The sequence below is a fragment of the Stenotrophomonas sp. KH_052 genome (assembly GCF_057838755.1).
This window is the reverse complement of the sequence record NZ_CM174475.1, coordinates 143580-166900: the sequence shown is the minus strand read 5'-3', so window position 1 is coordinate 166900 and position 23321 is coordinate 143580. Positions and strand designations below refer to the sequence as shown.

Below are 23321 nucleotides of genomic sequence, written 5' to 3'. Positions count from 1 at the left end.
TTACTCGCAGGACTCGCCTTCTTCCTTCAGCATCGCTTTGTCCACCGGCTGCTCGCGCTCGATCAGCGCGCGCTGCTCGTCGCTGGGTTCACCCAGCCACCAGATTCTGCAGCGCGCGGTAAGGCGGCCGACCATCTTCGACTGATCGGGCGAGTACAGCATCGCCAATGCGGTGCCGGGGCAGTCGTGGGCCTGGCAGGCGGTGTAGAACCACCATGGCTCGCCCTGCAGCACCACCAGCTCGCCGGGCCCGCTGGGCCCGCTCAGCAGGCGTTCGCGCAGGGATGGGATGTCCTTGTCGGCGGATTCGGCCGCCGCCGTGTTCTTCATCAGGGCGTTGAACGCGGCCAGCACCTTCGGGTCCTTGCGGCCGCAGTCGTCCACGGTGTTGCCGCCGACCAGGGTGAAGAAGTGGGTCGCCAGCGGATTGTCCGCGCAGGTGAGTTCGCCGCCAGCACCCGGGTCTTCCGGTTCGCCTTCGTTGTCCCACACCGAGGGGTCCACGCCGTCTTCGATGGACGGTTCCTTCTCGACCACCGTTGCCGTGGCGGCCGGTGCTTCGGTGGCCGGTGCCGGTGCGGTCGGTGCTGCATCCGGCGCTGGTGCCTGTCCGCAGGCGGCCAGCAGTGCGACCGTCAGTGCCATCCCTGTGATTCGAATCTTCATTCCTTGTCCTTGTCTGATCTGCGGTGCATGCCGCCGCGCGGGCGCCTGCGTGATTCTAACCAGCAGCGCGCTAGGATGCGTTCGTCGACTTCCTGTCATCCCAAGGGCCTGGACGCATGCGCCGCACACGACTCGCCGTGATTTTCTGCAGTGCCCTGCTGCTGGCAATTCCGGCAATCGCCCACGATGCCGAAAGCACGAAGGCGGCACAGCCGCTTCCCGATGCGGCCTTGCCCGCGACACTGGATCGCGTACTGCGCGACTACGAGCAGGCCTGGCGCAGCGGTGATGCCAAGGCACTGGCTGCGCTGTTCGCCGAGGATGGCTTTGTGCTGCAGAGCAGCCAGCTACCCGTGCGTGGGCGCAGTGCAATCGAAGCCGCGTATTCCGGCCAGGGTGGCAGCCCGTTGCGGCTGCGTGCGTTGGCGTACTCGGTGGACGGGAACACGGGCTACATCATTGGTGCCTACCGCTACGGCAACAACATGGGGGACACCGGCAAATTCACGCTGACGCTGAAGCGCGTGGGCGATGGACCGTGGTTGATCTTCTCGGACATGGACAACGGCAACGCGCCGCCACGGGCGCGGTGATGGATTCCGCCGGGCATGGCCCGGCGCTACCGGGCGCCAACCAAGGTTGGCGGCTACCGGAAGCGGGTTCCGGAGTAGATCTACGCCATGCCTGGACGGCGCGAAAAAAAAACCCGGCGCGTGGCCGGGATTTTTCGATTCACTTGAACAGCGTGTCCGGATATTCCGGTTTCTGTTCCCGCGCCAGCAGCGCGCGCAGGCCTTCCTCAGGCGTCTGCTCGCCGTGCAGCACGGCACGCACGCGGTCGGAGATCGGCAGGTCGATGCCATGACGGCGTGCCTGTCGCATCACTTCGTCGGCGGTCTGCACCGACTCGACCACCTGGCCGATTTCGCGCACGGCATCCTGCAGCGTCTGGCCACGGCCCAGGGCCAGGCCCAGGCGACGGTTGCGCGACAGGTCGCCGGTGCAGGTCAGCACCAGATCGCCGAGGCCGGCCAGGCCCATCAGCGTTTCCGGCTTGGCGCCGATCGCAGCGGCCAAGCGCAGCATCTCGTTGAGGCCGCGCGTGATCAGGCCGGCACGGGCGTTGAGGCCCAGCTGCATGCCATCGGCCACGCCGGTGGCCACGGCCAGTACGTTCTTCATCGCGCCACCCAGCTCGGCACCGACCATGTCGTCGCCGGTGTAAGCGCGGAACGCAGGGCCGTGCATCGCCTCAGCCACCGTCTGCGCAAACTCGGGCACGTCGCCATGCACGGTGATCGCAGTCGGCAGGCCCTGGGTCACTTCCTTGGCGAACGACGGGCCGGTGACGACGGCCAGCGGCACGTCCTCGCCCAGCACTTCGCGCGCCACTTCATGCAGGAAGCGGCCCGAACCGGGTTCGAAGCCCTTGGTGGCCCAGGCCACGCCGGCACCGGCCGGACGCAGCGGCGCCAGCGCACGCACGGTTTCGCCGAACGCGTGCGAAGGGGTCACCACCAGGATCCAGGCCGCGCCTTCCACCGCCGACGCCAGGTCGGTGGTGGCACGCAGACTGTCCGGCAGCGGGATGCCCGGCAGGTAGCGCGGGTTCTCGTGGCGCTGGTCGATGGCCTCGACCATGGCAGCGTCGCGCCCCCACAGCACGGTCGGGTGACCGTGCCGTGCGAGCAGGCTGGCCAGCGCGGTTCCCCAGGAACCGGCGCCCAGCACGGCGATCTTGTCAGCGGTAGTGCTCATCCGTGACGTCGCGGCAGGAATCAGGCGTTGCCAGCCGGCTCGGAGTCAGCCAGCGACGGTGCGTCGCCCTGCTCCTGGCGCTGGCGCAGGGTTTCTGCGTACAGGCCTTCGAAGTTGATCGGCTGCAGGAAGAACGGCGGGAAGCCACCGGCCTGGATCAGGTCGCTGATCAGCTGGCGCACGTACGGGAACAGGATGTTCGGGCACTGGGTCCCGAGCAGCACGTCGATCGACTGCGGGTCCAAGCCGACCAGGCCGAACACGCCGGCCTGCTTCACTTCAGCCACGTAGGCGGTGCGCTCACCGGCCTGGCAGGTCAGGGTCACGGCCAGCACCACTTCGAAGGCGTTCTCGCCCAGGCGCTGCACCTGCTGGTTCAGGTTGAGCTGCAGTTCCGGCTGCACCTGGTCATTGAAGATGGTCGGAGCATTCGGCGACTCGAAGGAAACGTCCTTGACGTAGATCTTCTCGACGGTGAAAGCGGGGCCGGTGGCGGCATCGGCCGGCGCAACCGCGCCGTTGGTGGTCTCTTCGGACATTTCCAGTAACTCCAGGTGAATGCAATGAAAACGATGGTCGAACTACTGCGATGGGGGCGGTTCCAGGCCCATACAAGGCCGGATCCGCCGCCTGCGACAATCAGTTGCGGCCCTTGACCAGCGGCAGCTCGGCCTGCTGCCAGGCAGGAATGCCGCCGTCGAGCACGTAGACCTTCTCGAAGCCGGCCTTCTTCAGCGCCTTGGCGGCGGTTTCCGAGGCGTTGCCACTGCGGCACACCAGCACCACCGGCGACTGCTTGGCGTTGGCCACCAGCTTGTTGTCCGGGCCGAAGGCACTGGCCTGGGCATTGCGACTGCCGGCGATGTGGCCCTTCTCGAAGTCACCGCTGGCCGACAGGTCGACCACCACCGTGCCACCTGCATTGATCAGCTGGGTCAGTTCGGCGGGCTTGATGCCCTTGAAGCCCCGGAACAGGCGGCGGATCTCGGTGACGATGATGGCCACGGTCAGGCCGACCAGGGCCGCGGACAGCATCGGGTTTCGGCCTGCAAAGGCCAGCAACTCTTCGTAATTCACTCAGGTCACGGGTCGATTAAGCGGGCGCCGATTGTCGCACAAGCCGGACGCGGCCCGTCACTGCCCCTTCCACAGGTCCGGCAGGCCGGCGGTCTGCCACCAGCGCTTGGCCTCGGCGTCCCAGCGCCAGCGTTCGACCACCACCACGGTGCGCTCGGCCTGGGTGTTCTGGTTGATCACCCCGATTTCGACCCGGCGCTCGACCAGGCCCCCTTCCAGCGCGGCGCTGCTGCGCTCGCGGTAGGACGACACGCGCAGCTGCGCGTAGCGGTTGAGCTCGAACTCGGTGGGCGGCTTTTCCTTGCGCAGCTTGGGGTCCAGATAGCCGATGGCATCGTCCATGCTGCCCCAGCGGATGGTCGCACCGTAGGCGATCTGGGTCTCTTCCAGCAGCTTGCGCTGCTTGCGGGTCAGGTCATCGGCCGAGGCCACGGCGCTGACCAGCAGCAGGGAGAACATCAGGAACTGGATGAGGCGGCGCATCGGTGGTTTCCCCAGAACGTCAGCCTGCCATCCTACCCTTTGGCGAAGGCCACGAAGCGGCCGCTGAACTCGGCGGCGGGCTTGCCATCAGCACCGGGCTGGGTGGCGACGATGCTGATACGGGCCTTGCGGCGCTGGCGGAAGGTGTTCAGGAAGGCGTCCCAGCCGGTGGCCTCGGCCGCTTCGGCATGGGCGTGCAGGTCTTCGTAGACCGGCGCCAGGTAGCGCAGGTTGCTGTCGGCCACGTAGACCTCGGCGTCGTGGCCGGCCAGGCGCAGGCGCAAGCTGACCAGCGCCCAGCCGGACAGGGTCAGCACCGAGGCCAGGCTGCCGCCGAAGGCATTGCCCTTGTCGTTGACGTTGGCGGCCAGCGGTGCGGTGATGCGCAGCACGCCATCGGCATAGCCGTCGAGCTGGATCTGCATGGCGCGGACCGCCGGCATGCAGTCCAGCACGTCCTGCAGGGCAGCCAACGAGGAAGTCAGAGCATCAACGGACATCGGAGCAGAGACCACGACAACGAAGGGCCCGCATAATGCAGGCAATGGCCGACCATACGATACCCACTGGCGCCGCCGGTTCCGACGCGGACTGGACCTTCATTTCGCTGCGGCCGCAGGGCCAGCATGCGGCGCTGCGCCGCGCCGTTGCTGGGCTGGACGGGCATCTGCTGGCGCTGTCGCCCTGGCGGCTGCAGCGCCTGCATGGCACGCCAGTGGTGCGCCAGCTGCAACGCGCGCTGAACTGCGATCGGGTGGTGTTCACCAGCCCGGCCGCTGTAGCAGCGGCCGCGTCCCTGCTGCCGCTGGCCGACGCGCAGCGCAGCCCGTGGCTGACCGTGGGCGAAGGCACCGCGCGCGCGCTGCGGGCGCAGGGGGTCCACGAGGTACATGCGCCGCAGCGGATGGACAGCGAGGGCCTGCTGGCACTGCCGGTGCTGGCGGACGTACGCGGCCGGCGCATCGGGCTGGTGACGGCCCCCGGCGGGCGCGGCCTGATCGCTGCGCAGTTGCAGGCGGCCGGCGCCAGCATCGAACGTGCCGACGTCTACCAGCGTCGCCCGCTGCGCCTGTCGCCACGCACGCTGGCTCGATTGGCGCATTCAGCGTATCCGTGGGTGCTGGCAGTCAGCAGTGGCGAAGCGCTGCAGCATTTCTGGCGCCAGCTTCCACATGCCTTGCAACAACGCCTGCAGGCGCATGCCAGCGTGGTGGTCGCCAGTGATCGGCTTCGCGAGCAGGCGCAGGCACTGGGCCTGCAGCGCATCAGCCGTAGCGCCGGCCCTGCCGGTGCACAGCTGGTGAGCGCTGCACACGCCACGCTCACCGTCCCGGCAGCGACCTGAACAGGGACGTGGGTCACGCTTGCCGCTGTCGTCGGCAACAGTGATGCTGTGCACAACGCGGCCTGCCGGAACCCCACCGGCGACTTGCCGACAAGGAAGCCCGATGAACGAGACCCCGCCCGTTTCCCCGCCCCGCCGACCGGTGCGCTGGCTGCTGCCGCTGGCCGGCGTGGTCGTGCTTGGCGTGGGTGGCTATGCCGGCTGGCGCTTCTGGCATGAGCAACAGGACGCACAGGACGCACAGGCACAGACCACCGCCGTGCAGCTGCAGGGCCTGGAAGCCACACTGGATGCCCTGCGCCGCGACCAGCGCGCGACCAGCCAACGCCTGCAGGATGCCGCCGCCACCAACCGCGTGCTGCGCGACGAGATGCTGGGCCTTTCGCAGCGTAGTGCGCTGCTGGAAGAAAACCTGGCCAAGCTGGCCGACAGCGCCAACCAGGGCCGGCAGGCAGTGCAGCGCGACGAGGCCGAGCTGCTGCTGACCCAGGCTGCGCAGCGCCTGAACTACTCTGACGATGTGGAAGGTGCGCGTCGTCTGTACGCGCAGGCTGCCACCGCGCTGGCCGATCTGCCCGACAGTGATGGCCTGAACCTGCGCCAGGCACTGGTGCAGGAGCGCGAGGCGCTGGACGCGCTCGGTGCTGGCCCGCGCGTGCAGTCGCTGCAGCGCCTGGATGCATTGGCCAAGGCATTGCAGGGCCTGCCTTCGCAGGTGACGGGCAGCGCCACCGCTAACGCCAGGCCCTGGTGGCAGGCCACGCTGGCGCCGTTCGTGGATATCACCCCGAGCCGCCAGAACGGCCCCCTGACCGCCGCCGAGCGCCACAACGCCGACGATGCGCTGCAGCTGGAACTGACCCTGGCGCGTGCAGCCATTGAACGTGGCGACCGCAGCGGACGCGATACCGCGCTGCAGCGCGTGGAGCACTGGGCACAGCGGCGTTGGCCGGATTCACCGGCCCTGCGCGCGCAACGTGCTGAACTGAAGGCCTTGCGCGAGCTTCCGCTGCAGGCCAGCAACACCGTTCTTGGCAGCACCCTGCAGCAACTGCGCACCCAGACCGACCGGAGGTAATCCCGCATGAAACCCCTGCAATCCCTGGTCGTGCTGTTGCTGGCCGTGGCCATCGGCGTGGTCGCCGCGCAATGGCTCGGCGCCGATGACCTCAACCGCTTCGGCGAAGTGACCCTGCGCTATGGCGGCTACGACTATCACAGCAACCTGCCGAAGGTGGCCCTGCTGTCCGTGGTCGCCGTGCTGGTGCTGTGGCTGCTGTGGAGCCTGATCGCCGCACCGTTCCGTGCCTGGGGCCGCTACCGCCGCAAGCAGGGCCGGGTGCGCCTGATCGACGGCCTGCAGGCCTATGAGCATGGCCAGTGGCAGCGCGCGGAGAAGCTGCTGGATGGCGCGGCGAAGGATCCGGAAGTGAGCGCGGTGGCGCTGGCCAATGCCGTGCGCAGTGCGCAGGCGCGTGCCGATGGTGCTGCCGGTGAAGCGCTGCTGCAGCGCCTGGGCGAAAGCGATGCCACCCTGCAGGCGCTGCTGCGCGCCGAGCAGCTGCTGGCGCGCGACCTGCCGGTGGATGCGATCAACGCGTTGGATGTGGCGGCGATCCAGCCGCTGCCGCCGCGTGGTCTGTGGCTGCGTACCGAAGCGCTGGCACAGGCCGGTCGCGCGCACGAGGCATATGGCCAGCTGGGTGCACTGCGCCAGAGCAAGGTGCTGCCGGCCGACGCGAACAGCGAACTGGAAGCACGCCTGGCCGCACAAGCGCTGCTGGAAGCGGCCGACGTCAATGCATTGGCCGCGCAGTGGGAAGCCACGCCGAAGGCCCTGCGACCGACCCCGGACGTGGTCGGAGCGTATGCCAGCCGTGCGGTTGCGTTGAGCTGGGACGAACCGGCGCTGCTGGCGTTGGAACACGCCCTGGACCAGCGCTGGGACGATGAGCTGGTGGCGCTGTACGGCCGCCTGCCGGCCGAGCGCCTGGCCACCCGCCAGGCCAATCTGGCGCGCTGGCGCAACGTGCATGACAGCTCGGCCGCGCTGCGCCTGGCGCAGGGTCGCGTGGCGCTGGGCCAGCAGCAGTGGGATGCCGCTGATGCGTTCCTGCACGAGGCGATCGCCGCCGGTGCCGGTGCCCCGGCCTGGGAAGCACTGGGTGAACTGTTCGCACAGCGTGGCGACCACGCGCTGGCCGCGCAGTGCCTGGCCAATGCGCTGCGCCTGCAGCGTGGCGAAGACAGCGTGGAACTGGTGCGCGGCACCGAGGCGCCGCTGCGTGCCACGGTGGAGGAGCAGCCGGTTACGGTGCAGCCGCCGGTGTATGACGCCAACGAAGAGCGCGACGAATTCGGCAACCCGCGGTTGCCGTGATCCCTGCTGAAGTGTGCCGACCAACGGTCGGCACCCACCGGAGCAAGAGAAAACGCCGCCCATCGGGCGGCGTTTTCATCTGTGGAACCCGGTAGTCGCCAACCTTGGTTGGCGCGCGGTCGCAGCAATCAGCGCTCGACGATCGCGACCACGCCCATGCCGCCGGCGGTGCAGATCGACACCAGCGCGCGGCCACCGCCGCGTTCGGCCAGCTGCTTGGCGGCCGTGGCGATCACGCGTGCGCCGGTAGCGGCGAACGGGTGGCCGGTGGCCAGCGACGAGCCCAGCAGGTTGATCTTGTCCGGGTCGATGCGGCCCATCGGTGCATCCAGGCCCAGGCGGTTGCGGCAGTAATCCTCGCTCTCCCACGCACGCAGGGTGCACAGCACCTGTGCAGCGAAGGCCTCGTGGATCTCGTAGATGTCGAAGTCCTGCAGGGTCAGGCCGTTGCGCTTGAGCATCTCCGGCACGGCCACGGTCGGTGCCATCAGCAGGCCTTCGCCGTGCACGAAATCCACCGCCGACACGTGGGCATCACGCAGGTAGGCCTGCGGTTCGTGGCCGTGGGCGCGGGCCCATTCCTCGCTGGCCAGCAGCACCGCGGCGGCACCATCGGTGAGCGGAGTGGAATTGGCGGCGGTCAGCGTGCCACGGCCGGAGACCTTGTCGAAGGCTGGCTTCAACGTCGCCAGCTTTTCCAGCGAGGTGTCGGCGCGCAGGATGTTGTCGCGCTCGACGCCGCGGAACGGTGCGATCAGGTCGCTGAAGAAACCGCGCTCATAGGCCGCGGCCAGCTTCTTGTGCGACGACACCGCCCACTCGTCCTGCGAGTCACGCGAGATGTTCCATTCCTTGGCCATGTCCTCGCAGTGGTCGCCCATGCTCTTGCCGGTGCGTGGCTCGGCCACGCCCGGGAACTCGGGCTTGAGCTCGGAGAACTTGAAGCCGGCGGTGAGCGCGCGGATCTTGTCGCCGGTGCTCTTGGCACGGTTGGCAGCCAGCAGGCGCGCGCGCAGCTTCTTGCCGTACACGATCGGCACGTCGGAGGTGGTGTCCGAGCCGCCGCCGATGCCCGATTCGATCTGGCCCAGCGCGATCTTGTTGGCGACCGTGATGATGCTGTCCAGCGAGGTGCCGCAGGCACGCTGCAGGGTGATGCCGGGGGTCAAGGGCGACAGGCCGGAGGAAAGCGTGGCTTCGCGGCCGAGGTTCCAGTCGCTGGAGTGCTTGATCACCGCACCCATCGCCACTTCGCCCAGCTGCTGGCCATGCAGGCCGAAACGTTCGACCAGCGCGCCCAGCGTACGGACCGACATGCCGAGGTTGCCGACATCCGAATACGCGGTGTTCTGGCGGCAGAACGGAATGCGGACGCCACCGAGGATGGCGACGGGACGAGCGTTGGGCATGGAGATACCTGGCATGGATGAGGGTGTCTGCAACATGGCCTGCACGACGGAGCAGGCATAATGGAGCCAAGTGTAGCTGCCGCCCTGTGATGGGCCAACCGTGGAACCATGAGCAAACCCGACCCCGCGATGAATGCCCTTGGCGTGCTGGCCCTGGAACTGGCCGGCGGCGAAATCCCCCGCCAGGCGGTGCTCAGCGCCGAACAGGCCGGTGAACTGGCCGAACGCGTCGGCCGTGACCTGGCCAAGCAAGTGCCGCAGGTGGCCGAGCTGGACCTGGTGTTCGCCGCCGCCCATTTCGACCCGGCCGAAGTGCTGCGCCCGGGCTGGCCGATCCACCGCCGCCTGGAAGAACTGCAGATGCGCGCACCGGGCCGCAACCAGGGGCCGCGCCTGCTGGCCTTCGGTACCGACGCCACTGGTGATGTGCCGCTGCCGTTCCAGGCCGATGCCAGCCTGGTGGGCGGTGGCCTGCGCGTGGTGCCGTTCCTGCTGACCGGCAGCGACGTGGCCACCACCAATGCGGTGGCCGAAGCGCTGGAAGACACGCTGCTGGCCAATGGCATGGCCCATGCCGACACCGCGCTGATGGCGCAGAACACTTTTGGTGCGCGCATCGAGCACGCGCGCTACTTCACCGTGAACGACCTGGCCGCGATGATGTCGATGCAGTACGACAACCAGGGCCTGGCCGCACTGTGGCCGCTGATCGAGACCGCGATCATGGCGCCCGGCGAAGACGAGTGGCTCAACGCCGCACCCGAGCCGCTGCTGCGCTACACCCATGGCGAGGCACGCATGGCGCTGTTCGATCCGGCCGGCTGGTGTGCGCATTACGACCACGGCAACAACGACTGCGACCGCCTGAAGGGCATCTACGAGCAGTTCCTGATGCGCCAGCGGCAGATGGCGGCGGTGCTGGAAGCGCACGGCGTGCCGGTGCTGTTCGTGCACTGCGAAGCCGGGCAGGATGCGCGCGAGCTGCTGGCGCGCTGACTCGGGTGGCCTGTTGGTAGTGCCGGCCGCCGGCCGGCAACCTCCGGATCTGCGATTGCCGGCCAGCGGCCGGCACTACCGATCAAGAAAAACGCCGGCTTTCGCCGGCGTTTTCCATTCCCGGCAGGGCCGTCCTTACGGGGCCTTCTGGATCACCGCACAGGCCAGGCGCGCGCCGGCATTGCCGGTCGGCTGGGTCTTGTAGTCATCCGCATCGGCATGGACGATCAGGCCACGTCCAATGATGTCGAAGTCATCACCCTTGCCGATGTTGACGTTGCTCGACACCGGGCCGTCGATGGTGGCCACGCCCTTGTCGTCGGCCTTGATGTTGGGCATGTCGCCGCCGTGGTGCGGATCGGCGGACACGCTGCCGTGATCCTGCTTGCCCGGGTTGAAGTGGCCACCGGCGCTCATGCCGTCCGGGGCGCTGCAGTCGCCCTTCTCGTGGATGTGGAAGCCGTGCTCGCTGCCCGGCTTCAGGCCGCTGATCTGGCCGGTCACGTGGACCTTGCCGTCGACCACCTTGAAGGTGACGCTGCCCTTGGTCTCGTTGCCCTGGGTCGGAGCCAGCTCGGCCGTGGCCGAGGCATCGGCAGCCGGTGCAGGTGCGGCGGCCGGTTCGGCGGTGGCGCCGTCGGCCGGAGCGGCCGGCGCGGTTTCAGTCTGCGGCGCGGCGGGCTGCTGGTTGCAGGCCGCCAGGCCCAGTGCAGCAATGGCCACGAACAGCGAAGTGTGGATCAAACGCATGGAATCTCTCCCTGGATGATGCCTGCAGTGATCAGCGGACAACCCGGATCACGCCACAGGCGATGCGGACGCCGGCATTGCCGGCGGGCTGGCTGCGATAGTCGTCGGCGTTGGCATGCACGACCAGTGCACGTCCGGCGATATCGGTGGCGGCGCCTCCGCCAAGGGTAACGCCCTTGAGGTGGATATCGACGTTGGCGCGGCCCTGGGTGTCGGCACGCAGATTGTCCATGTCGCCCAGGTGGTGCTTGCCGGTGCCTGCGCGGCCATGCGCGGTGCCACCGGGGTTGAAATGGTTGCCGGCACTGCTGGCATCCACCGCGCTGCAGTCGCCGCGCTCGTGGATGTGGAAGCCGGCCTGCTGCATCGGCTGCAGGCCACCGATCAGCCCGGTGATGTGGATGCCACCGGGCTCCACCATCAGCGCGATGCGGCCACTGACGATGCTGGCCGAGGCCGGCGAGAGATTGGCCTCGGCCTGTTTGGCGGTGCTGACTACGGTCGGCGGCGGCGGTGTGGGCTGCGGCTTCTTCGGCGCACTGCCACAGGCAGACAGCAGCACGGCGGCGGACAACGGCAGGATGGCAAAGGACAGACGCATCGAAGACTCCTTGCAGGTGACACTACGGACGGCATCGTCCATGAACGATCAACGGTTCGGCAAGCGGGCGCGAGGATCGCGTGCAGGAACCGTTCAATGGCCCCCGCGGCGGCGCCCGGCGCCCAGCTTGCGGGTAAGGGTATTGCGGCCAAGGCCCAGGCGGGCCGCGGCTTCGGCACGGCGGCCATGGGTGATCTGCAGCGCGGCCTCCAACAGGGCATGGTCGACCCGCTCGCGCACCTGCGCGTGCAGCCCTTCCACGCCTTCGGCCAGCTGACGGCGCGCCCATTCGGCCAGCAGCGCTTCCCACTGGCCTGGATCGGCACCGCTGACGCTGCCGCGACGGCCCCGCGTACGGTTGAGCGCGGTATCGACGTCGGCTACACCGATGGTGTCGGCAGCGGCCAGCGCCGCCATCCGCCAGCACACGTTCTCCAGCTCGCGCACGTTGCCCGGCCAGTCGTGCTCGCGCAGCGCCTGCAGCGCCGCGGCGGTGAGGCGCTTCGGTGGCGTGTCCAGCTTGCGTGCGGCGGCGGCCAGGAAGGTGTTGGCCAGTTGTGCGATGTCCTCGCGACGCTCGCGCAGCGGCGGCAGCTGCAGGCGCACCACGTCCAGCCGGTGCAGCAGATCGGCGCGGAACTTCCCCTGCGCGACCAGGCCTTCCAGATCCTGGTGGGTGGCGGCCACCACACGCACATCGACGCGGATCAACTCGCGTCCCCCGACACGGAAGAACTCACCTTGTGCCAGCACGCGCAGCAGCCGGGTCTGCAGCGGCAACGGCATGTCGCCGATCTCATCCAGGAACAGGGTGCCGCCGTTGGCCTGCTCGAAGCGACCGATATGGCGGCGCTGCGCACCGGTGAATGCGCCGGCTTCGTGGCCGAACAGTTCGCTCTCCAGCAGCTCGGCCGGGATGGCGGCGGTATTGAGCGCGACGAAGGGCGCCTGTGCGCGCGGCGATTCGCGGTGCAGGGCATGCGCCACCAGCTCCTTGCCGGTGCCGGTCTCGCCGGTGATCAGCACCGCCAGTGGTGCCTGCGCCAGGCGGCCGATGGCGCGGAACAGCGCGCGCATCGGCGGTGTATCACCCACCAGTTGCGGCGGCTGGTCGCTGGAGGTTGCGGTGGTCGGCGCCGCTGCGGCCATGGCCGGTGCCACCGCCGGCAGCACGCGCTGTGCCAGTGCCACCGCATCGTCCAGATCAAACGGTTTGGACAGGAATTCATGCGCGCCGCCGCGGAACGCACCGGCGGTACTGGCGACATCGGTATAGGCCGACATCACCACCACCGGCAGCTGCGGCAGCACGGCCTTGAGCTTGTCCAACAGCACCAGGCCATCGTCACCAGGCATGCGCACATCGGTGAACAGCAGGGCCGGCGGCGGGCCTTCGCTCAACGCCTGCAGGGCGGGTGCGGCGCTGTCGAAATCGACGACCTGGTAGCCGGCTTCGCGCAGCGCGGTGCACAGCACGAAGCGCACGGCCCGATCGTCATCGACCACCCAGATGCGCTGCGGGGGGATTGAAGATTCAGACATCGCGCGAGGCCTCCTCGGCCGGGGCGGCACCGTTGCCGATCGGCAGCAGCAGGGTGAACACGGTATGGCCCGGGCGCGAGCGGTAGGTCAGTGTGCCGCGATGTTCGCGCGCGACCTGCTGCGCCAGCGCCAGGCCCAGGCCAGTACCTTCGGCGCGACCACTGACCAGCGGCAGAAACAGATGCTCGGCCAGTTCCTCTGGCACACCACGGCCGTCGTCGGCGATTTCGAGGCGAAGCGCCAGCGTATGCAACTGCTCGGCGATGCGTACGCCGTGTTCTACGCGGGTACGCAGGGTGATGTTGCCGGCGCCGGCCTGGATCGCGTTGCGCACCAGGTTCCACACTGCCTGGGTGAGGCGGTCGGCGTCGCCATGGAATTCGGGAATACTGGGGTCGTAGTCGCGCTGCAGGCGTACCGCCCAGCCGGCCTCGTTCTCGGCCAGGCGCAGCACGCGTTCCAGCGCGGCGTGGATGTTCAGTTCGGCGTGCGGCGCGGCCGGGGCCGGTGACAGCAGCTGGTCGAGCAGGCCGTTGAGGCGCTCGATCTCCGAACCGATCAGCTCGATCAGCTCGCGTTCGCTGGCGTCGCGCTGGGCCGCGCGGCGGGCCAGCAGCTGGGCCGCGCCCTTCAAGCCAGCCAACGGATTGCGCAGTTCATGGGCCAGTCCCTTCAGCGCCGCGCTGAGCGCGCTGGGCAGGGCCTGGGTCGGGTCCAGCCCGGGGAACTCATCGACCGGGTGCGCCTCCAGCAACCAGCCACCATCGTCGCGGCGGCTCATCCAGCCTTCGGCGAAGCGTGGTGCCTCGCCCGGCACCGCCAGGGCCAGCCGGTTCAGGCGCAGACTGTCGCGCTCATCGCGGGCCAGGAAATGGGCCAGCGCCTCGCCCTGCACTTCCAGCGCGGCCAGCGGCTGGCCAAGCAGGCGGCGGATGCTGACACCCAGCCAACGCGCGAAGGCCGGGTTGCAGCCGATGATGCGGCCATCAGCCCCGGCCCAGGCCAGCGGCGTGCCCAGGGCGTCGAGGGATGGCGGCGGTGCGGGGTCGGACATTGCACCAATGTAGTGCAAAACGCGGGTTTGGGGTCGCGGCTCTTTCTATCAGGAAAGGGGCCTGACCCCTGCCGCAGGGCGAGCAAGTTCGCCCACTACCGGATACGTGGGCGGGTCACAGCTTCATGTTGAGGCCGACGAACACGCTACGGCCCGGGGCCGGCGAAAACATCGGGCGGGCGCTGTCCCAGAAGAAGCTGTCGTACCAGGCGTAGGCGTACTGGCGTCCGGTAACGTTCTTCAGCTGCAGGTCCACGCTCCAGCGCGGGGTGATCTGGTAGGCGGCGCTCAGGTCGAGCACGGCGAAACCACCGAACTTGCCGGCCACGTTGCGCTCTTCCAGGTAGTAATCGCCCTGTGCACGCGCCTGCAGGCCCAGGCGCAAGGCATCGCTGGCGTGGTAGTCCACACCCAGGTTGCTGATGTGGCGCGGGGTGGCGGCCACTTCGCGGCCCCGCAGGGACATGCTGGCATCGCGGTCGTCGCGGGTGATCTTCGCTTCCTGGTAGGCGTGCGACGCCCAGACCGTCCAGTCGTCGCCCAGCTTCAGGCTCAACTGCGCATCCACGCCGCGTCGACGGGTCTTGCCCAAGGTGACCGTCGTACCGGTGGCCGGCATGTTGGATACCTCGTTTTCCGCGTCCTGCTGCCACACCGCCAGGCGCGCCTGGCTGCCCGCGAACGGCTGGAACTTCAGGCCCAGCTCCATGCCGGTGTTGGTGGACGGACGCATCCGCGCCTGGCCCGGGGCGAGGTAAGCCGGCGCGGTGGATCCAGTGAGCACCTGGAAAGTGCGGCCCCAGTTTGCGTATACGTGGGTGTTCTCGCCCAGGCTGTGGATGACGCTCAGTTTGGGCTGGCCGATGCTGCCGTAATCCTGCAGCCGAGCGCTGAGGCCGTTCATCAGGTGGGTACGGCCACTGAAGCGGTCCACACGGTAGGCCGGCACGACCTTCCACGCCTCGACGGGCTGGTAGATGGCCTGCACGTAGGCGCCCCAATTGTCGAAGCTGTGGCGGTCGTTGTTCTGCACCCGTGCCGGGGCACGGCTGAAGTCGGTGGGTTCGGCGTAGGCGTAGCGCTCGCGGATGTAGCTGTTGTCCTGCTGCTCGTAGTTCAGGCCGCCCTCGACAGTAAGCGCGGGGCTGGCCTGCCAGGTGAGCGTGCTGAGCAGGCCATTCTGCCGCTCATCCCACACGCGGCGCTGGCGCGGCAGGTTGCCGGTGGGCAGGTCGCTGAAGGTCACGCGGCGGTCGTCTTCGTAGCGGTTGTAATAGAGCCGCGTGCCGAAGGTGAGCCTCTCGGACAGTTTCATATCCAGGTGCGCGGCAATCTGGCGCATGTCGCGGTCATCACCATCGTTGCCGTTGCGCAGGTCGCTGCCACGTCGATGCGTACGCATTTCCTCGACGGTCATGAAGCCGGGCTCGTCGGCTTCGTGGTGGTAGGCGCGCGCGGTCAGGCCCACGCGCAGCCCATCGTCCAGCGTGCCGAGGAACCATTTGCCGCCCAGCGAGTACTTCCTGGAGGTGTCATGGTCGCGATAGCCATCGCTGGCCTGGGTACCAACGAAGTAGTTCTGCGCGACGCCATTGGCTTCGCGGCCCACCGCCAGCTGCGCATCACGGGTGTTGTAGCTGCCGTAGGCCAGCCGTGCATCGGTGTAGTTGCCACCCTGGCGCGTACCGAAGTTCACGTTGCCGCCGATGTTGTGCAGGCCGTAGCGCGGGTCGTTGGTACCACGTACCACTTCGATGTAGCTGATTTCCAGCGGGAACAGCATGTCGATGTAGCGCTGGTTGCCGCTGTTGACGTTGCTGGGGATGCCATCGATCAGCGTCTTGATGGCATTGAGGTAGCCCTCGCCGTTGAAAGCCCGGAAGCTGACCTTGCCCGATTCGGCACCCTGCCGGGTTTCGGTCAGCTGGATGCCCGGCATCTGCCCCAGCAGCTCCCAGCTGTGGGAGACGTTGCGGTCTTCGATCTGGTCTGCGCCCAGCACGTCCACCGAAGTCAGTACCTGGTGCGCGCTCAGCTGGCCTTCGCCGTGCTGGTGCACATCGACCTTGCCCAAGGTGAGCGCGGCATCCGCCGACTGTGCGAGTGCTTCAGGGGCGAACGGCGCGGCCGCGAGGGCGGCCACCAGCGTGGAGGTCTTCATGGGGAGGACGGCAGGAGGCAGAAAATGAAACTTTATAACATTTCAAATCTGCCAACCATCCAGCGGGACCCGCCCTTCGTTACACCGGGTAGCCGGTCGCCTCGCGGGCCTTCTTCCAGGCGCTTTCGAATTCGCGCGCGCTGATTTCGTCGTCTTCATCAAAATCCATGAACGACACCGGCTGGTCCGCCAGCACGAAGCGGTCATCGCTCTGCCCGGTTTCATCGGCCCAGACCACCTTGGCCCCGTAGATCTCCACCTGGCGCACGATCTTTTCACCACGGGCTTCCATCAGCACGTTGCCCTTGCCCAGGCTCGATTCGGCCCAGTGCTTGTAGTACTTTTTGCTGTTGGTCTTTGCGTTGGGTTTTGCGTATTTCATTGCATTGGTCCTGGCCGCAGATGCGACCGGAAAGTTCGGAATGGCGCCATTATCAGGCATTCGGGGTCAGATCCCTTTCCTGCGGGAAGGGGTCTGACCCCTGCCAACCTACTTCGGCAAGGGGGAGCCCTTCGGCCACAGCATCCAGATGTTGCCCTTCTGCTTCATGTCACCGGCCAGCTTGCCGGCGGCGTCGCCGCTGCCCCAGTACAGGTCCGCGCGCACTTCGCCGGCAATGGCACCGCCGGTGTCCTGCGCGGCCACCGGGCGTACCACCGGGCTGCCATCCGGACGCGTGGTGGACAGCCACAACAGGCTGCCCAGCGGCACCACGGTACGGTCCACCGCCACGCTGTAGCCGGCGGTGAGCGGCACGTTCAGTGAACCGCGGGGGCCTTCCGGGCTGTCCGGGTTGCGCACGAAGAACACGTAGCTGGGATTGCTGCGCAGCAGTTCCGGCACGCGGGAAGGGTTGGCCCTGGCCCATGCGCGGATCGCATCCATGGTCACGTCTTCCTTCTTCAGCTGGCCCTGGTCCACCAGCCAACGGCCGATCGCGCGATAGGGATGGCCGTTCTGTTCGGCATAGGCCAGCCGCACCTGCTTGCCATCGGCCAGGCGCACCCGGCCCGAGCCCTGGATCTGCAGCAACTGCAGGTCCATCGGATCGGTCAGCCAGGCCAGCACCGGGGCCTTGGCGCCCTTGGCCGCGATGGTACCGGCGTCGTCATAGGGCTTGAGCACCTTGCCTTCGACGCGCCCGCGCAGGCGCTTGCCCTTCAGTTCCGGGTAGACGCTGTCCAGCTGCACCACGATCAGGTCGTCCGGCGTGCCGTACACCGGCACGGCGGCCTTGTCGGTTCGGGTCAGGCTGCCGGGGTAGATCGGCTCGTAGTAGCCGGTGATCAGCCCATCGGCCTGGTGCCCCCCGGCACGCAGCGCGTAGACATCGAGGTCGCGCTGCAGGAACTGGCGGATCGCGGCAGGGTCCTTGTCGTTCACTGCTGCAGCCGTGGTGCACGGCTTGGCCCAGACCGCGTCGTTCTTCAGGCGGGTGCAGCTGCTGCGCCAGGCAACGAAGCCGGCCTGTAGATCGGTATCGGAAACCGGCGGCAGCGCACTCCATTCAACCTTGGCGTAGGTAGCGGCAGGCTTGATTGCTGCTGGCGGTGCTTCGGGACGGGTGCCGGTGGTGCTGCAGCCAGCGAGCACGGCCAGCGCAAGAAGGCTCAAGCTCGTGCGGCTCAGGGGGGCGATGATGTCTTTCATTGCCCCAATGTAGAGGAAATAGCACGGCACCGGACCCGTCGGGTGCCCGGCGCCGCGCTCTCCCTTCAGCGTCCGCCGCTACCCAGCAGGTCACTGTTGGTGGTGGCGAACACCGGCGGCGGCACGTCCAGCACGGCATCGCTCACGGTGCGACCGGCCAGGAACGCGACGATGCTGCGGGCGATGGCAGGATTGCCGGTCCACAGCTCGTGGTGATGGCTGGCGTTGCGTACCAGCAGCGAGCGGCCGTTGCGGAAGCCTGGACGAAGTGCATCGGCGTTGGCTGGTGGCGTGCGTCCATCCAGCGTGCCGCTGATGAACAGCACAGGCACCTCGCTGCGCAACGGGCCACGGAAGGAGTCGCCCAGATCGGCCAGGCCCAGGCCGTTGCCGATGGCGGGGAACGGGAAGTTCAATCCATCACCGAACAGACTCTCGCGCGCCTGTGCTTCGGCCAGCACCCGGCGCTGCGGGCTCTGTCCTGAGGCGATGTCCATTGCCAGCCCCATCGCCGGGAACTGCGCGAACCGGGCCCGCCCGATCAGCACCAGGTCGGCCAGCGGATCGTAGTTGCCGCGCTCGGCCTCGCGCAGCACCAGCGGCAGCCATTGCTGGGTGATGCGTTGCCCCAGCATGTTGGCGATGACGATCTGTGCGTCGTACAGGCCGATGGTCACCTGGCGGCTCTCATGCATGCCGCTGCGGCCCTGCCGGGGCTGCTCGCGCAGCGCCTGCAGCACGCGGGTGGCCGATCCTGCGAGATCGTCAAAGCCATCCTTGCGCGCCAGTTGTGCCAGCGCCTGCAGCACGGCATCGCTGCTCAATGGCAGCTTCAGTGTGTCATCCGGACCTTCGGTGCCCATCAACACCACGCGCTCGAGACCTTCACCGTGCAGGCGCACCGCAGCCAGGGCCAGATGCGTGCCGTAGCTCATGCCCCACAGGCTGATCTTCGGCACGCCCAGCGCGCGGCGCAGGTCATCGAGATCGGCAGCGCTCTCGGCCGTGGTGTAGGCGCCCAGGTCGACGCCAGCCTGCCGCCAGAACGCCACGCACTTCGCTGCCGTTGCCTGCAGCGCGACCAGCGCCGTATCGCGCTGCAGTGGCTGCGCATCATCGAATCGGGTCTGGTGCGGGCATTCCGGTGGTGGTTCGGACAGGCCGGCGCCACGCTGGTCGAGCAGCAGCACATCCGCCTCGCGGCGGACCTGGTCGAACACCGGCCAGCGTGGGCCGCGCGCGGTGTCGATGCCGGAGCCACCCGGGCCACCGGCCAGGTAGACCACGGGAGCGCTGCGGCCATTACCGCCGGTTGCACGCAGGCGTACCACTTTCAACTGCATCCGTGGCCCATCCGGCTCGCTGTGCCGGCGTGGCACCGCAAGCACGGCGATTTCGGCAGGGATGCTGCCATGTGCTTTGGTCTGCAGCGTGTAGGGCTCGAACGCCAGTGCGGCCGGGCTGGCCTGTGCGGGGGCGGCCACGGCCAGCGCCAGACCGATTGCAGCCAGCGCGGTGGCGATGGTGGTGCGGCAACGATGGGAACTGCAGGAAAGCGTGCGGGCGCTGCGGGTCATGTCGGGCTCCGATGGAAGGACGTGCGCCACCAGCGTCTGCCCTTCCGCAGCTCACGGGGCGTGCGCGCCTGCCGAACGTCTCCAAAAGGCGGTCCAATGGCTCCACGCAACCGATACGATGGCCGCCATGCAGATCCCACGTACCCTGGCTGTTCTTGCTGTGCTGCTTGCGGCGGTGGCCGTCTGGCTGCTCGTGTCGACGCCACCACCCGGGCTGGTGCAGGTGCCGGGCGCGCAGATGGCGCTTGCGAATATCGGGGCCGCCGGCGCCGTGCCCGCGCGACCGCCGCAGGATCTGGACTGGCAGCCACTGGACCAGCGCGAGCTGGCAGCTTGGCGCGGCCCCTACTGGCTGCGCTGGCAGGTGCCGGCGCCGACCACCGCGGACGTGCATGGCCGCACGATGCGGCTGTCGCTGCGTGCCGCCAGCCAGCTGTACTGGAACGGCAACCCGTGGGTCAGCAATGGCGTGGTCGGCCGCAGCGCTGCAGAAGAGCGTCCAGGACGCATCGACCTTGTGCGTGTGCTGCCTCCTGCTTCGGGCAACCGCAGCGACGAACTGATCGTGCTTGCGTCGAGCCAGCGGCAGCACTTCCATCTGCATGGTGCCGATGCGATGGTGCTGATCGCACCCGCGACCGTGCTGTACGGCCAGATCATCCTGCCGTGGTTGATCGCCGCCTTCGCCACCGGTGCACTGGCGGCGGCCTGCCTGTACTTCCTCACCGTACTGCGCGGCCAGACGCAGGCACCCGGGGCCCGCCTGCTGCTGGCACTGGGCGCAGTGGGGCTGGCACTGCCGGTGGTCGAGGCGTGGCGCTCCCTGCTTGGGTATCCCTATCCATGGCATGGCCCACGCCTGGTGGCACTGTTGTGCCTGCATGTGGCGGCAGCGGCGTTGCTGCCGGCCTATCTTGCGCGCCGCTTCGCGGTAGCGATGCCGCGGGCCGTTTACCTTGGCTATCTGGCCGTGATCATTGCCGCCGCTGTCGCGCTGCCCGGCTTCGATACACGATCAGCGGCAGTGCTGCTGTCGAGCCTGCTCGCCTCGGCGGGGGCACTGTTACGCGCGCATTGCGAGTCCGAGGACCGCTGGCCGATCCTGGCCTTGCTGTTGGCCGGGCTGCTGGCGCTGCTGGTCGCAGGCGGCGCCTTCCTCGATGGGCCCTATTTCCTGCTGCTGGCGGTGCTGATGGTGTTCCTGCTGCTGCGCCACGCTGCCCAGTTGCAGGCATTGGACCGGCACAACGCCTGGCTGAGCGAAGAACGCGCGCGGCTTTCGCTGCAGCTGCTGCAGCGAGGCATCCAGCCACATTGGCTGATGAATACCCTGACCTGCCTGCAGGAACTGATCGAACAGGCACCAGCGCGTGCCAGCCGCCTGGTGGAATCACTGGCCGACCAGTTCGATCGCCTGCGCGACAGCAGCGACCGGCGCAGCGTTTCCCTGCAGGACGAACTGGCGCTCTGTCGCAGCCATCTGGATATCGTTGGCATGGCACTGGACCAGCGCATGCGGCTGGAGGTCGATGGCGAAGACGCGATGCTGTCGTTGCCACCCGGCATCCTGCATGCCCAGGTGGAGAATGCATTGACCCACGCAGGTGCGCTGGCCTGCGCAAAGCATCCGTTCCACCTGCGCGTGCAACGCACCAACGCGCGCTGGATTCTGGAGCTGCGCAGTGCACGGGGTTCCGCCCCACACCGTGGTCGCGGCACCGGCACGCGCTATATCGAGGCCAGCCTGGCCGCCGCCTGTCCTGGCGGATGGACCTTCGTGCAGGGCGCCGAAGGCGACCACTGGCGCAGCCGGATCGAACTGACATGCGCATCCTGATCGTCGAAGACGAGCCGCTGGTACGCCAGCGCTTGCTGCGCCTGTGCAGTGAACAGGCAGGCACGCGCGCGCGCTTCGACGCCGTTGCTGATCTGGAGTCGGCCGGAGATCGACTGCAATGCAGCGTCTACGATGGCCTGCTGCTGGACCTCAACCTGGGCGGCGACGATGGTTTCGAGCTGCTTCGGCGTGCGGTAGCTGGCCGCTACCAGTGCGTGGTGGTGTCGGCCCATCGCGACCGCGCGCTGCAGGCATTCGAGCATGGCGTGCTCGACTTCGTACCCAAGCCGTTCTCGCGTGAGCGCCTTGGCCAGGCACTGGAACGCCTGCTCGACACCAGCGGTTCCCGCCCTGGCCGCGCGCGTTATCTGGGTGTCTGGCGGGCGCAGGGCACGGCGACCGTAGAACTTGCTGACGTGCTCTGGATCCGCGCCGACGGCGACTACAGCCAGGTGCGCATGCGCGATGGCCGTAGCGAGCTGCACGACAAGTCCCTGGCCGGGTTGGGCAGCGTACTGCCTGGCGACTTCGTGCGCTGCCATCGTTCCTATCTGGTCAATCTGCAGCATGTGCGCATGCTGCATGCAGGATCGGGCAGCCGTTACTGGCTGGTGTTAAGCGATGGCAGCGAGCTGGCCGTGGGCCGCGCGCATGTGGCGGCACTGCGCGATGCGCTGGGATCGGGGTGATTGCCGGGGTTACCCGGCATGACCTGGCACTGCTGGGGGCGGGAACCACGCGGGGTGGCCGCGCTGCACGCTCGCCGGGCATGGCCCGGCGCTACCCGCTTCGGTGGGGTCTTCAGCCCCACGCGAGCGTCTACGGGGTCTGCAGCAGCAAAGAATGCAGGATACGGGCGTCTTCGGCATCCAGCGTCTTCGGCAGGTCGTCGCGGCCACGGAAGCGGCGGTGGAAGGCGGCGATGGTGGCTTCGCGGTTGTCCAGCGGATAGCCGAAGCGCGCCAGCGCATTCCACGCGTCGAAGCCTTCTGGTGCAGCACCGTCGGCCGCGCGCGGCCAGACGCCGAAACCGGCCTCGGCCAGCTGCTGCCAGGGGAAGAAGCGGCTCGGATCCTGCTTACGCGTCGGCGCGAGGTCGGCATGGCCGATCACCTGACGCGGCGGGATGTTCAGGCGTTCAGTGAGATCGCGCAGCAGCACGATCAATGACTCGATCTGCACCGGGCTGAAGGGGCTGCGGCCGTCGTTGTCGAGCTCGATGCCGATCGAGGCCGAGTTGAGATCGGTGATGGTGCCCCAGCGTCCGGCACCGGCATGCCAGGCACGGCGCTCATCGGCCACCAGCTGGTAGCGATGGCCATCGGCGCCGATCAGGTAGTGCGCGCTGACCGGTCCACCGCTGTTGGCGGTGCGCAGCGTATGCAGGCTCTGCTGCACCGACTTCTGCTCGGTGTGGTGGATGACGATGATGACCGGCGTGCGCGCGTTCTGGTTGGGTGACGGCACCCAAGTGGCGAGCGGGTTGTGCACATCGGTGCTCGCGCAGCCGGCAAACAGGACGGCGGCAAGCAGCAGGAGCGGAATGCGAAATGGGCCCATGCGGTGATTGTGCGCCATTCCGCACTCGCCTGCTTCAGGCACCAGGCTACAGGCACGTCCAGCCTGTGGACTGCTGTCCCGCCTTCATCAGGGCCTGAAGGCACACCTGCAGGTCAACGCAGCGGCCTTCAGCCGCCGTCCGCTAGGAGCGTACGAGAGACAGATGGAAAAGTAGCAGGCCCCAGCCAACGAAGGCTATCAGCATCTCCGCTGGGGCCACCCGGCGCCTGATCCAGATCAGGGCTATCACCACAGCGGTGAGCACAGGCACCGCAGCATACGAATACCAGAAGATGAAATCGCGATAGCGTACATAGAAGCTGTTGGCGGTCAGCCCCATAAAAGTGTAGTCGTGGAACACCGTCCAACTCAGGAACGAAAGCATTAGATAGGTGATTGAAGCGGCCCACAGAAGCAGGTGCAGCCAGTCGCCGGCCTTGGCGACCACACGCAACAATCGGCTCCCCCATGTTC

At 67.9% G+C, this 23321-nt stretch carries 24 protein-coding genes; 7 read left to right on the top strand and 17 right to left on the bottom strand.

Translation table 11 applies throughout. The features are described 5' to 3' along the window. Nucleotides 1-666, bottom strand: coding sequence for an Ivy family c-type lysozyme inhibitor (locus tag AC3ITW_RS00660; protein WP_100435580.1), 666 nt, complete (start codon nucleotides 664-666; stop codon nucleotides 1-3). Between the two features lie 116 nt (nucleotides 667-782). Here AC3ITW_RS00660 and AC3ITW_RS00655 point away from each other — a divergent pair, with 116 nt between their 5' ends. Next, entirely contained in the window at nucleotides 783-1259 is a 477-nt protein-coding gene (locus AC3ITW_RS00655; protein ID WP_012509699.1) for a YybH family protein, read from the top strand. 139 nt (nucleotides 1260-1398) lie between these two features. Here the strand turns inward: AC3ITW_RS00655 and AC3ITW_RS00650 are convergent, their stop codons facing one another. From AC3ITW_RS00650 to AC3ITW_RS00630, 5 genes are all read right to left on the bottom strand, one after another. Further along, entirely contained in the window at nucleotides 1399-2424 is a 1026-nt protein-coding gene (locus tag AC3ITW_RS00650; protein ID WP_004134677.1) for an NAD(P)H-dependent glycerol-3-phosphate dehydrogenase, read from the bottom strand. 20 nt (nucleotides 2425-2444) lie between these two features. After that, the gene (secB, locus tag AC3ITW_RS00645) at nucleotides 2445-2963 is read right to left on the bottom strand and encodes a protein-export chaperone SecB (RefSeq protein ID WP_004134674.1); all 519 of its coding nucleotides are present in this window, start codon (nucleotides 2961-2963) and stop codon (nucleotides 2445-2447) included. Between the two features lie 100 nt (nucleotides 2964-3063). Then, a complete protein-coding gene (locus AC3ITW_RS00640; RefSeq protein WP_004134671.1) occupies nucleotides 3064-3501 on the bottom strand; it encodes a rhodanese-like domain-containing protein in 438 nt (145 codons plus the stop codon). A gap of 57 nt (nucleotides 3502-3558) precedes the next feature. Beyond that, the gene (locus AC3ITW_RS00635; RefSeq protein WP_004134670.1) at nucleotides 3559-3984 is read right to left on the bottom strand and encodes a hypothetical protein; all 426 of its coding nucleotides are present in this window, start codon (nucleotides 3982-3984) and stop codon (nucleotides 3559-3561) included. Between the two features lie 32 nt (nucleotides 3985-4016). Beyond that, complete coding sequence (locus tag AC3ITW_RS00630) at nucleotides 4017-4484, bottom strand: YiiD C-terminal domain-containing protein (protein ID WP_004134669.1); 468 nt, start codon at nucleotides 4482-4484, stop codon at nucleotides 4017-4019. A 35-nt stretch (nucleotides 4485-4519) separates the two neighbouring features. Between AC3ITW_RS00630 and AC3ITW_RS00625 the strand changes: the two genes are divergently transcribed. The 3 genes from AC3ITW_RS00625 (at nucleotide 4520) to AC3ITW_RS00615 (ending at nucleotide 7709) form a co-directional block, all read left to right on the top strand. After that, nucleotides 4520-5329, top strand: coding sequence for a uroporphyrinogen-III synthase (locus AC3ITW_RS00625; RefSeq protein WP_012509698.1), 810 nt, complete (start codon nucleotides 4520-4522; stop codon nucleotides 5327-5329). Nucleotides 5330-5432: 103 nt separating this feature from the next. Then, entirely contained in the window at nucleotides 5433-6407 is a 975-nt protein-coding gene (locus tag AC3ITW_RS00620) for a uroporphyrinogen-III C-methyltransferase (RefSeq protein WP_012509697.1), read from the top strand. 6 nt (nucleotides 6408-6413) lie between these two features. Continuing rightward, on the top strand, nucleotides 6414-7709 hold the full coding sequence (locus tag AC3ITW_RS00615) for a heme biosynthesis protein HemY (protein ID WP_012509696.1): 1296 nt from the start codon (nucleotides 6414-6416) through the stop codon (nucleotides 7707-7709). A 128-nt stretch (nucleotides 7710-7837) separates the two neighbouring features. Here the strand turns inward: AC3ITW_RS00615 and AC3ITW_RS00610 are convergent, their stop codons facing one another. Next, nucleotides 7838-9133, bottom strand: coding sequence for an acetyl-CoA C-acetyltransferase (locus AC3ITW_RS00610; protein WP_012509695.1), 1296 nt, complete (start codon nucleotides 9131-9133; stop codon nucleotides 7838-7840). A 93-nt stretch (nucleotides 9134-9226) separates the two neighbouring features. Here AC3ITW_RS00610 and AC3ITW_RS00605 point away from each other — a divergent pair, with 93 nt between their 5' ends. Beyond that, nucleotides 9227-10114, top strand: coding sequence for a hypothetical protein (locus tag AC3ITW_RS00605; protein WP_012509694.1), 888 nt, complete (start codon nucleotides 9227-9229; stop codon nucleotides 10112-10114). Between the two features lie 135 nt (nucleotides 10115-10249). On the opposite strand, the gene AC3ITW_RS00600 is transcribed toward AC3ITW_RS00605, so the two are convergent. The 8 genes from AC3ITW_RS00600 to AC3ITW_RS00565 form a co-directional block, all read right to left on the bottom strand. Next, complete coding sequence (locus tag AC3ITW_RS00600) at nucleotides 10250-10864, bottom strand: superoxide dismutase family protein (RefSeq protein ID WP_100435582.1); 615 nt, start codon at nucleotides 10862-10864, stop codon at nucleotides 10250-10252. A gap of 31 nt (nucleotides 10865-10895) precedes the next feature. Next, nucleotides 10896-11465, bottom strand: coding sequence for a superoxide dismutase family protein (locus AC3ITW_RS00595; RefSeq protein ID WP_100435583.1), 570 nt, complete (start codon nucleotides 11463-11465; stop codon nucleotides 10896-10898). Nucleotides 11466-11558: 93 nt separating this feature from the next. Beyond that, a complete protein-coding gene (gene ntrC / locus AC3ITW_RS00590) occupies nucleotides 11559-13007 on the bottom strand; it encodes a nitrogen regulation protein NR(I) (RefSeq protein WP_100435584.1) in 1449 nt (482 codons plus the stop codon). Continuing rightward, nucleotides 13000-14061 carry a two-component system sensor histidine kinase NtrB gene (locus AC3ITW_RS00585; protein WP_100435682.1) on the bottom strand — a complete coding sequence of 354 codons (1062 nt, stop codon included), beginning with the start codon at nucleotides 14059-14061 and terminating at the stop codon, nucleotides 13000-13002. The genes ntrC and AC3ITW_RS00585 overlap by 8 nt, the downstream gene beginning before the upstream one ends. Before the next feature lie 115 nt (nucleotides 14062-14176). Continuing rightward, nucleotides 14177-16222 carry a TonB-dependent receptor gene (locus AC3ITW_RS00580; protein WP_100435600.1) on the bottom strand — a complete coding sequence of 682 codons (2046 nt, stop codon included), beginning with the start codon at nucleotides 16220-16222 and terminating at the stop codon, nucleotides 14177-14179. Nucleotides 16223-16301: 79 nt separating this feature from the next. Further along, on the bottom strand, nucleotides 16302-16604 hold the full coding sequence (locus AC3ITW_RS00575; RefSeq protein WP_012509687.1) for a hypothetical protein: 303 nt from the start codon (nucleotides 16602-16604) through the stop codon (nucleotides 16302-16304). A gap of 108 nt (nucleotides 16605-16712) precedes the next feature. Further along, nucleotides 16713-17873, bottom strand: coding sequence for a murein transglycosylase A (mltA, locus tag AC3ITW_RS00570; RefSeq protein WP_489389956.1), 1161 nt, complete (start codon nucleotides 17871-17873; stop codon nucleotides 16713-16715). A gap of 65 nt (nucleotides 17874-17938) precedes the next feature. Continuing rightward, the gene (locus tag AC3ITW_RS00565; RefSeq protein WP_489389955.1) at nucleotides 17939-19450 is read right to left on the bottom strand and encodes an alpha/beta hydrolase; all 1512 of its coding nucleotides are present in this window, start codon (nucleotides 19448-19450) and stop codon (nucleotides 17939-17941) included. A 127-nt stretch (nucleotides 19451-19577) separates the two neighbouring features. Here AC3ITW_RS00565 and AC3ITW_RS00560 point away from each other — a divergent pair, with 127 nt between their 5' ends. Together AC3ITW_RS00560 and AC3ITW_RS00555 are read left to right on the top strand one after the other, a co-directional pair. Then, a complete protein-coding gene (locus tag AC3ITW_RS00560; protein ID WP_100470172.1) occupies nucleotides 19578-21287 on the top strand; it encodes a histidine kinase in 1710 nt (569 codons plus the stop codon). Further along, a complete protein-coding gene (locus tag AC3ITW_RS00555; RefSeq protein ID WP_012509685.1) occupies nucleotides 21275-21976 on the top strand; it encodes a LytR/AlgR family response regulator transcription factor in 702 nt (233 codons plus the stop codon). Before AC3ITW_RS00560 ends, AC3ITW_RS00555 begins: the two co-directional genes overlap by 13 nt. 130 nt (nucleotides 21977-22106) lie before the next feature. Here the strand turns inward: AC3ITW_RS00555 and AC3ITW_RS00550 are convergent, their stop codons facing one another. Together AC3ITW_RS00550 and AC3ITW_RS00545 are read right to left on the bottom strand one after the other, a co-directional pair. Beyond that, a complete protein-coding gene (locus AC3ITW_RS00550) occupies nucleotides 22107-22847 on the bottom strand; it encodes an N-acetylmuramoyl-L-alanine amidase (RefSeq protein ID WP_238378296.1) in 741 nt (246 codons plus the stop codon). A 142-nt stretch (nucleotides 22848-22989) separates the two neighbouring features. Beyond that, nucleotides 22990-23295, bottom strand: a complete 306-nt coding sequence (locus tag AC3ITW_RS00545; RefSeq protein ID WP_229298236.1) for a hypothetical protein — start codon at nucleotides 23293-23295, stop codon at nucleotides 22990-22992. Between the last annotated feature and the right edge of the window lie 26 nt (nucleotides 23296-23321).

Excerpts from the sequence above, each read along its gene's own strand:
- AC3ITW_RS00660 (WP_100435580.1), bottom strand. The coding sequence starts at position 666 with ATGAAGATTCGAATCACAGGGATGGCACTGACGGTCGCACTGCTGGCC.
- AC3ITW_RS00655 (WP_012509699.1), top strand. The coding sequence starts at position 783 with ATGCGCCGCACACGACTCGCCGTGATTTTCTGCAGTGCCCTGCTGCTG.
- AC3ITW_RS00650 (WP_004134677.1), bottom strand. The coding sequence starts at position 2,424 with ATGAGCACTACCGCTGACAAGATCGCCGTGCTGGGCGCCGGTTCCTGG.
- secB (WP_004134674.1), bottom strand. The coding sequence starts at position 2,963 with ATGTCCGAAGAGACCACCAACGGCGCGGTTGCGCCGGCCGATGCCGCC.
- AC3ITW_RS00635 (WP_004134670.1), bottom strand. The coding sequence starts at position 3,984 with ATGCGCCGCCTCATCCAGTTCCTGATGTTCTCCCTGCTGCTGGTCAGC.
- AC3ITW_RS00630 (WP_004134669.1), bottom strand. The coding sequence starts at position 4,484 with ATGTCCGTTGATGCTCTGACTTCCTCGTTGGCTGCCCTGCAGGACGTG.
- AC3ITW_RS00625 (WP_012509698.1), top strand. The coding sequence starts at position 4,520 with ATGCAGGCAATGGCCGACCATACGATACCCACTGGCGCCGCCGGTTCC.
- AC3ITW_RS00620 (WP_012509697.1), top strand. The coding sequence starts at position 5,433 with ATGAACGAGACCCCGCCCGTTTCCCCGCCCCGCCGACCGGTGCGCTGG.
- AC3ITW_RS00615 (WP_012509696.1), top strand. The coding sequence starts at position 6,414 with ATGAAACCCCTGCAATCCCTGGTCGTGCTGTTGCTGGCCGTGGCCATC.
- AC3ITW_RS00610 (WP_012509695.1), bottom strand. The coding sequence starts at position 9,133 with ATGCCAGGTATCTCCATGCCCAACGCTCGTCCCGTCGCCATCCTCGGT.
- AC3ITW_RS00605 (WP_012509694.1), top strand. The coding sequence starts at position 9,227 with ATGAGCAAACCCGACCCCGCGATGAATGCCCTTGGCGTGCTGGCCCTG.
- AC3ITW_RS00600 (WP_100435582.1), bottom strand. The coding sequence starts at position 10,864 with ATGCGTTTGATCCACACTTCGCTGTTCGTGGCCATTGCTGCACTGGGC.
- AC3ITW_RS00595 (WP_100435583.1), bottom strand. The coding sequence starts at position 11,465 with ATGCGTCTGTCCTTTGCCATCCTGCCGTTGTCCGCCGCCGTGCTGCTG.
- ntrC (WP_100435584.1), bottom strand. The coding sequence starts at position 13,007 with ATGTCTGAATCTTCAATCCCCCCGCAGCGCATCTGGGTGGTCGATGAC.
- AC3ITW_RS00585 (WP_100435682.1), bottom strand. The coding sequence starts at position 14,061 with ATGTCCGACCCCGCACCGCCGCCATCCCTCGACGCCCTGGGCACGCCG.
- AC3ITW_RS00580 (WP_100435600.1), bottom strand. The coding sequence starts at position 16,222 with ATGAAGACCTCCACGCTGGTGGCCGCCCTCGCGGCCGCGCCGTTCGCC.
- AC3ITW_RS00575 (WP_012509687.1), bottom strand. The coding sequence starts at position 16,604 with ATGAAATACGCAAAACCCAACGCAAAGACCAACAGCAAAAAGTACTAC.
- mltA (WP_489389956.1), bottom strand. The coding sequence starts at position 17,873 with ATGAAAGACATCATCGCCCCCCTGAGCCGCACGAGCTTGAGCCTTCTT.
- AC3ITW_RS00565 (WP_489389955.1), bottom strand. The coding sequence starts at position 19,450 with ATGACCCGCAGCGCCCGCACGCTTTCCTGCAGTTCCCATCGTTGCCGC.
- AC3ITW_RS00560 (WP_100470172.1), top strand. The coding sequence starts at position 19,578 with ATGCAGATCCCACGTACCCTGGCTGTTCTTGCTGTGCTGCTTGCGGCG.
- AC3ITW_RS00555 (WP_012509685.1), top strand. The coding sequence starts at position 21,275 with ATGCGCATCCTGATCGTCGAAGACGAGCCGCTGGTACGCCAGCGCTTG.
- AC3ITW_RS00550 (WP_238378296.1), bottom strand. The coding sequence starts at position 22,847 with ATGGGCCCATTTCGCATTCCGCTCCTGCTGCTTGCCGCCGTCCTGTTT.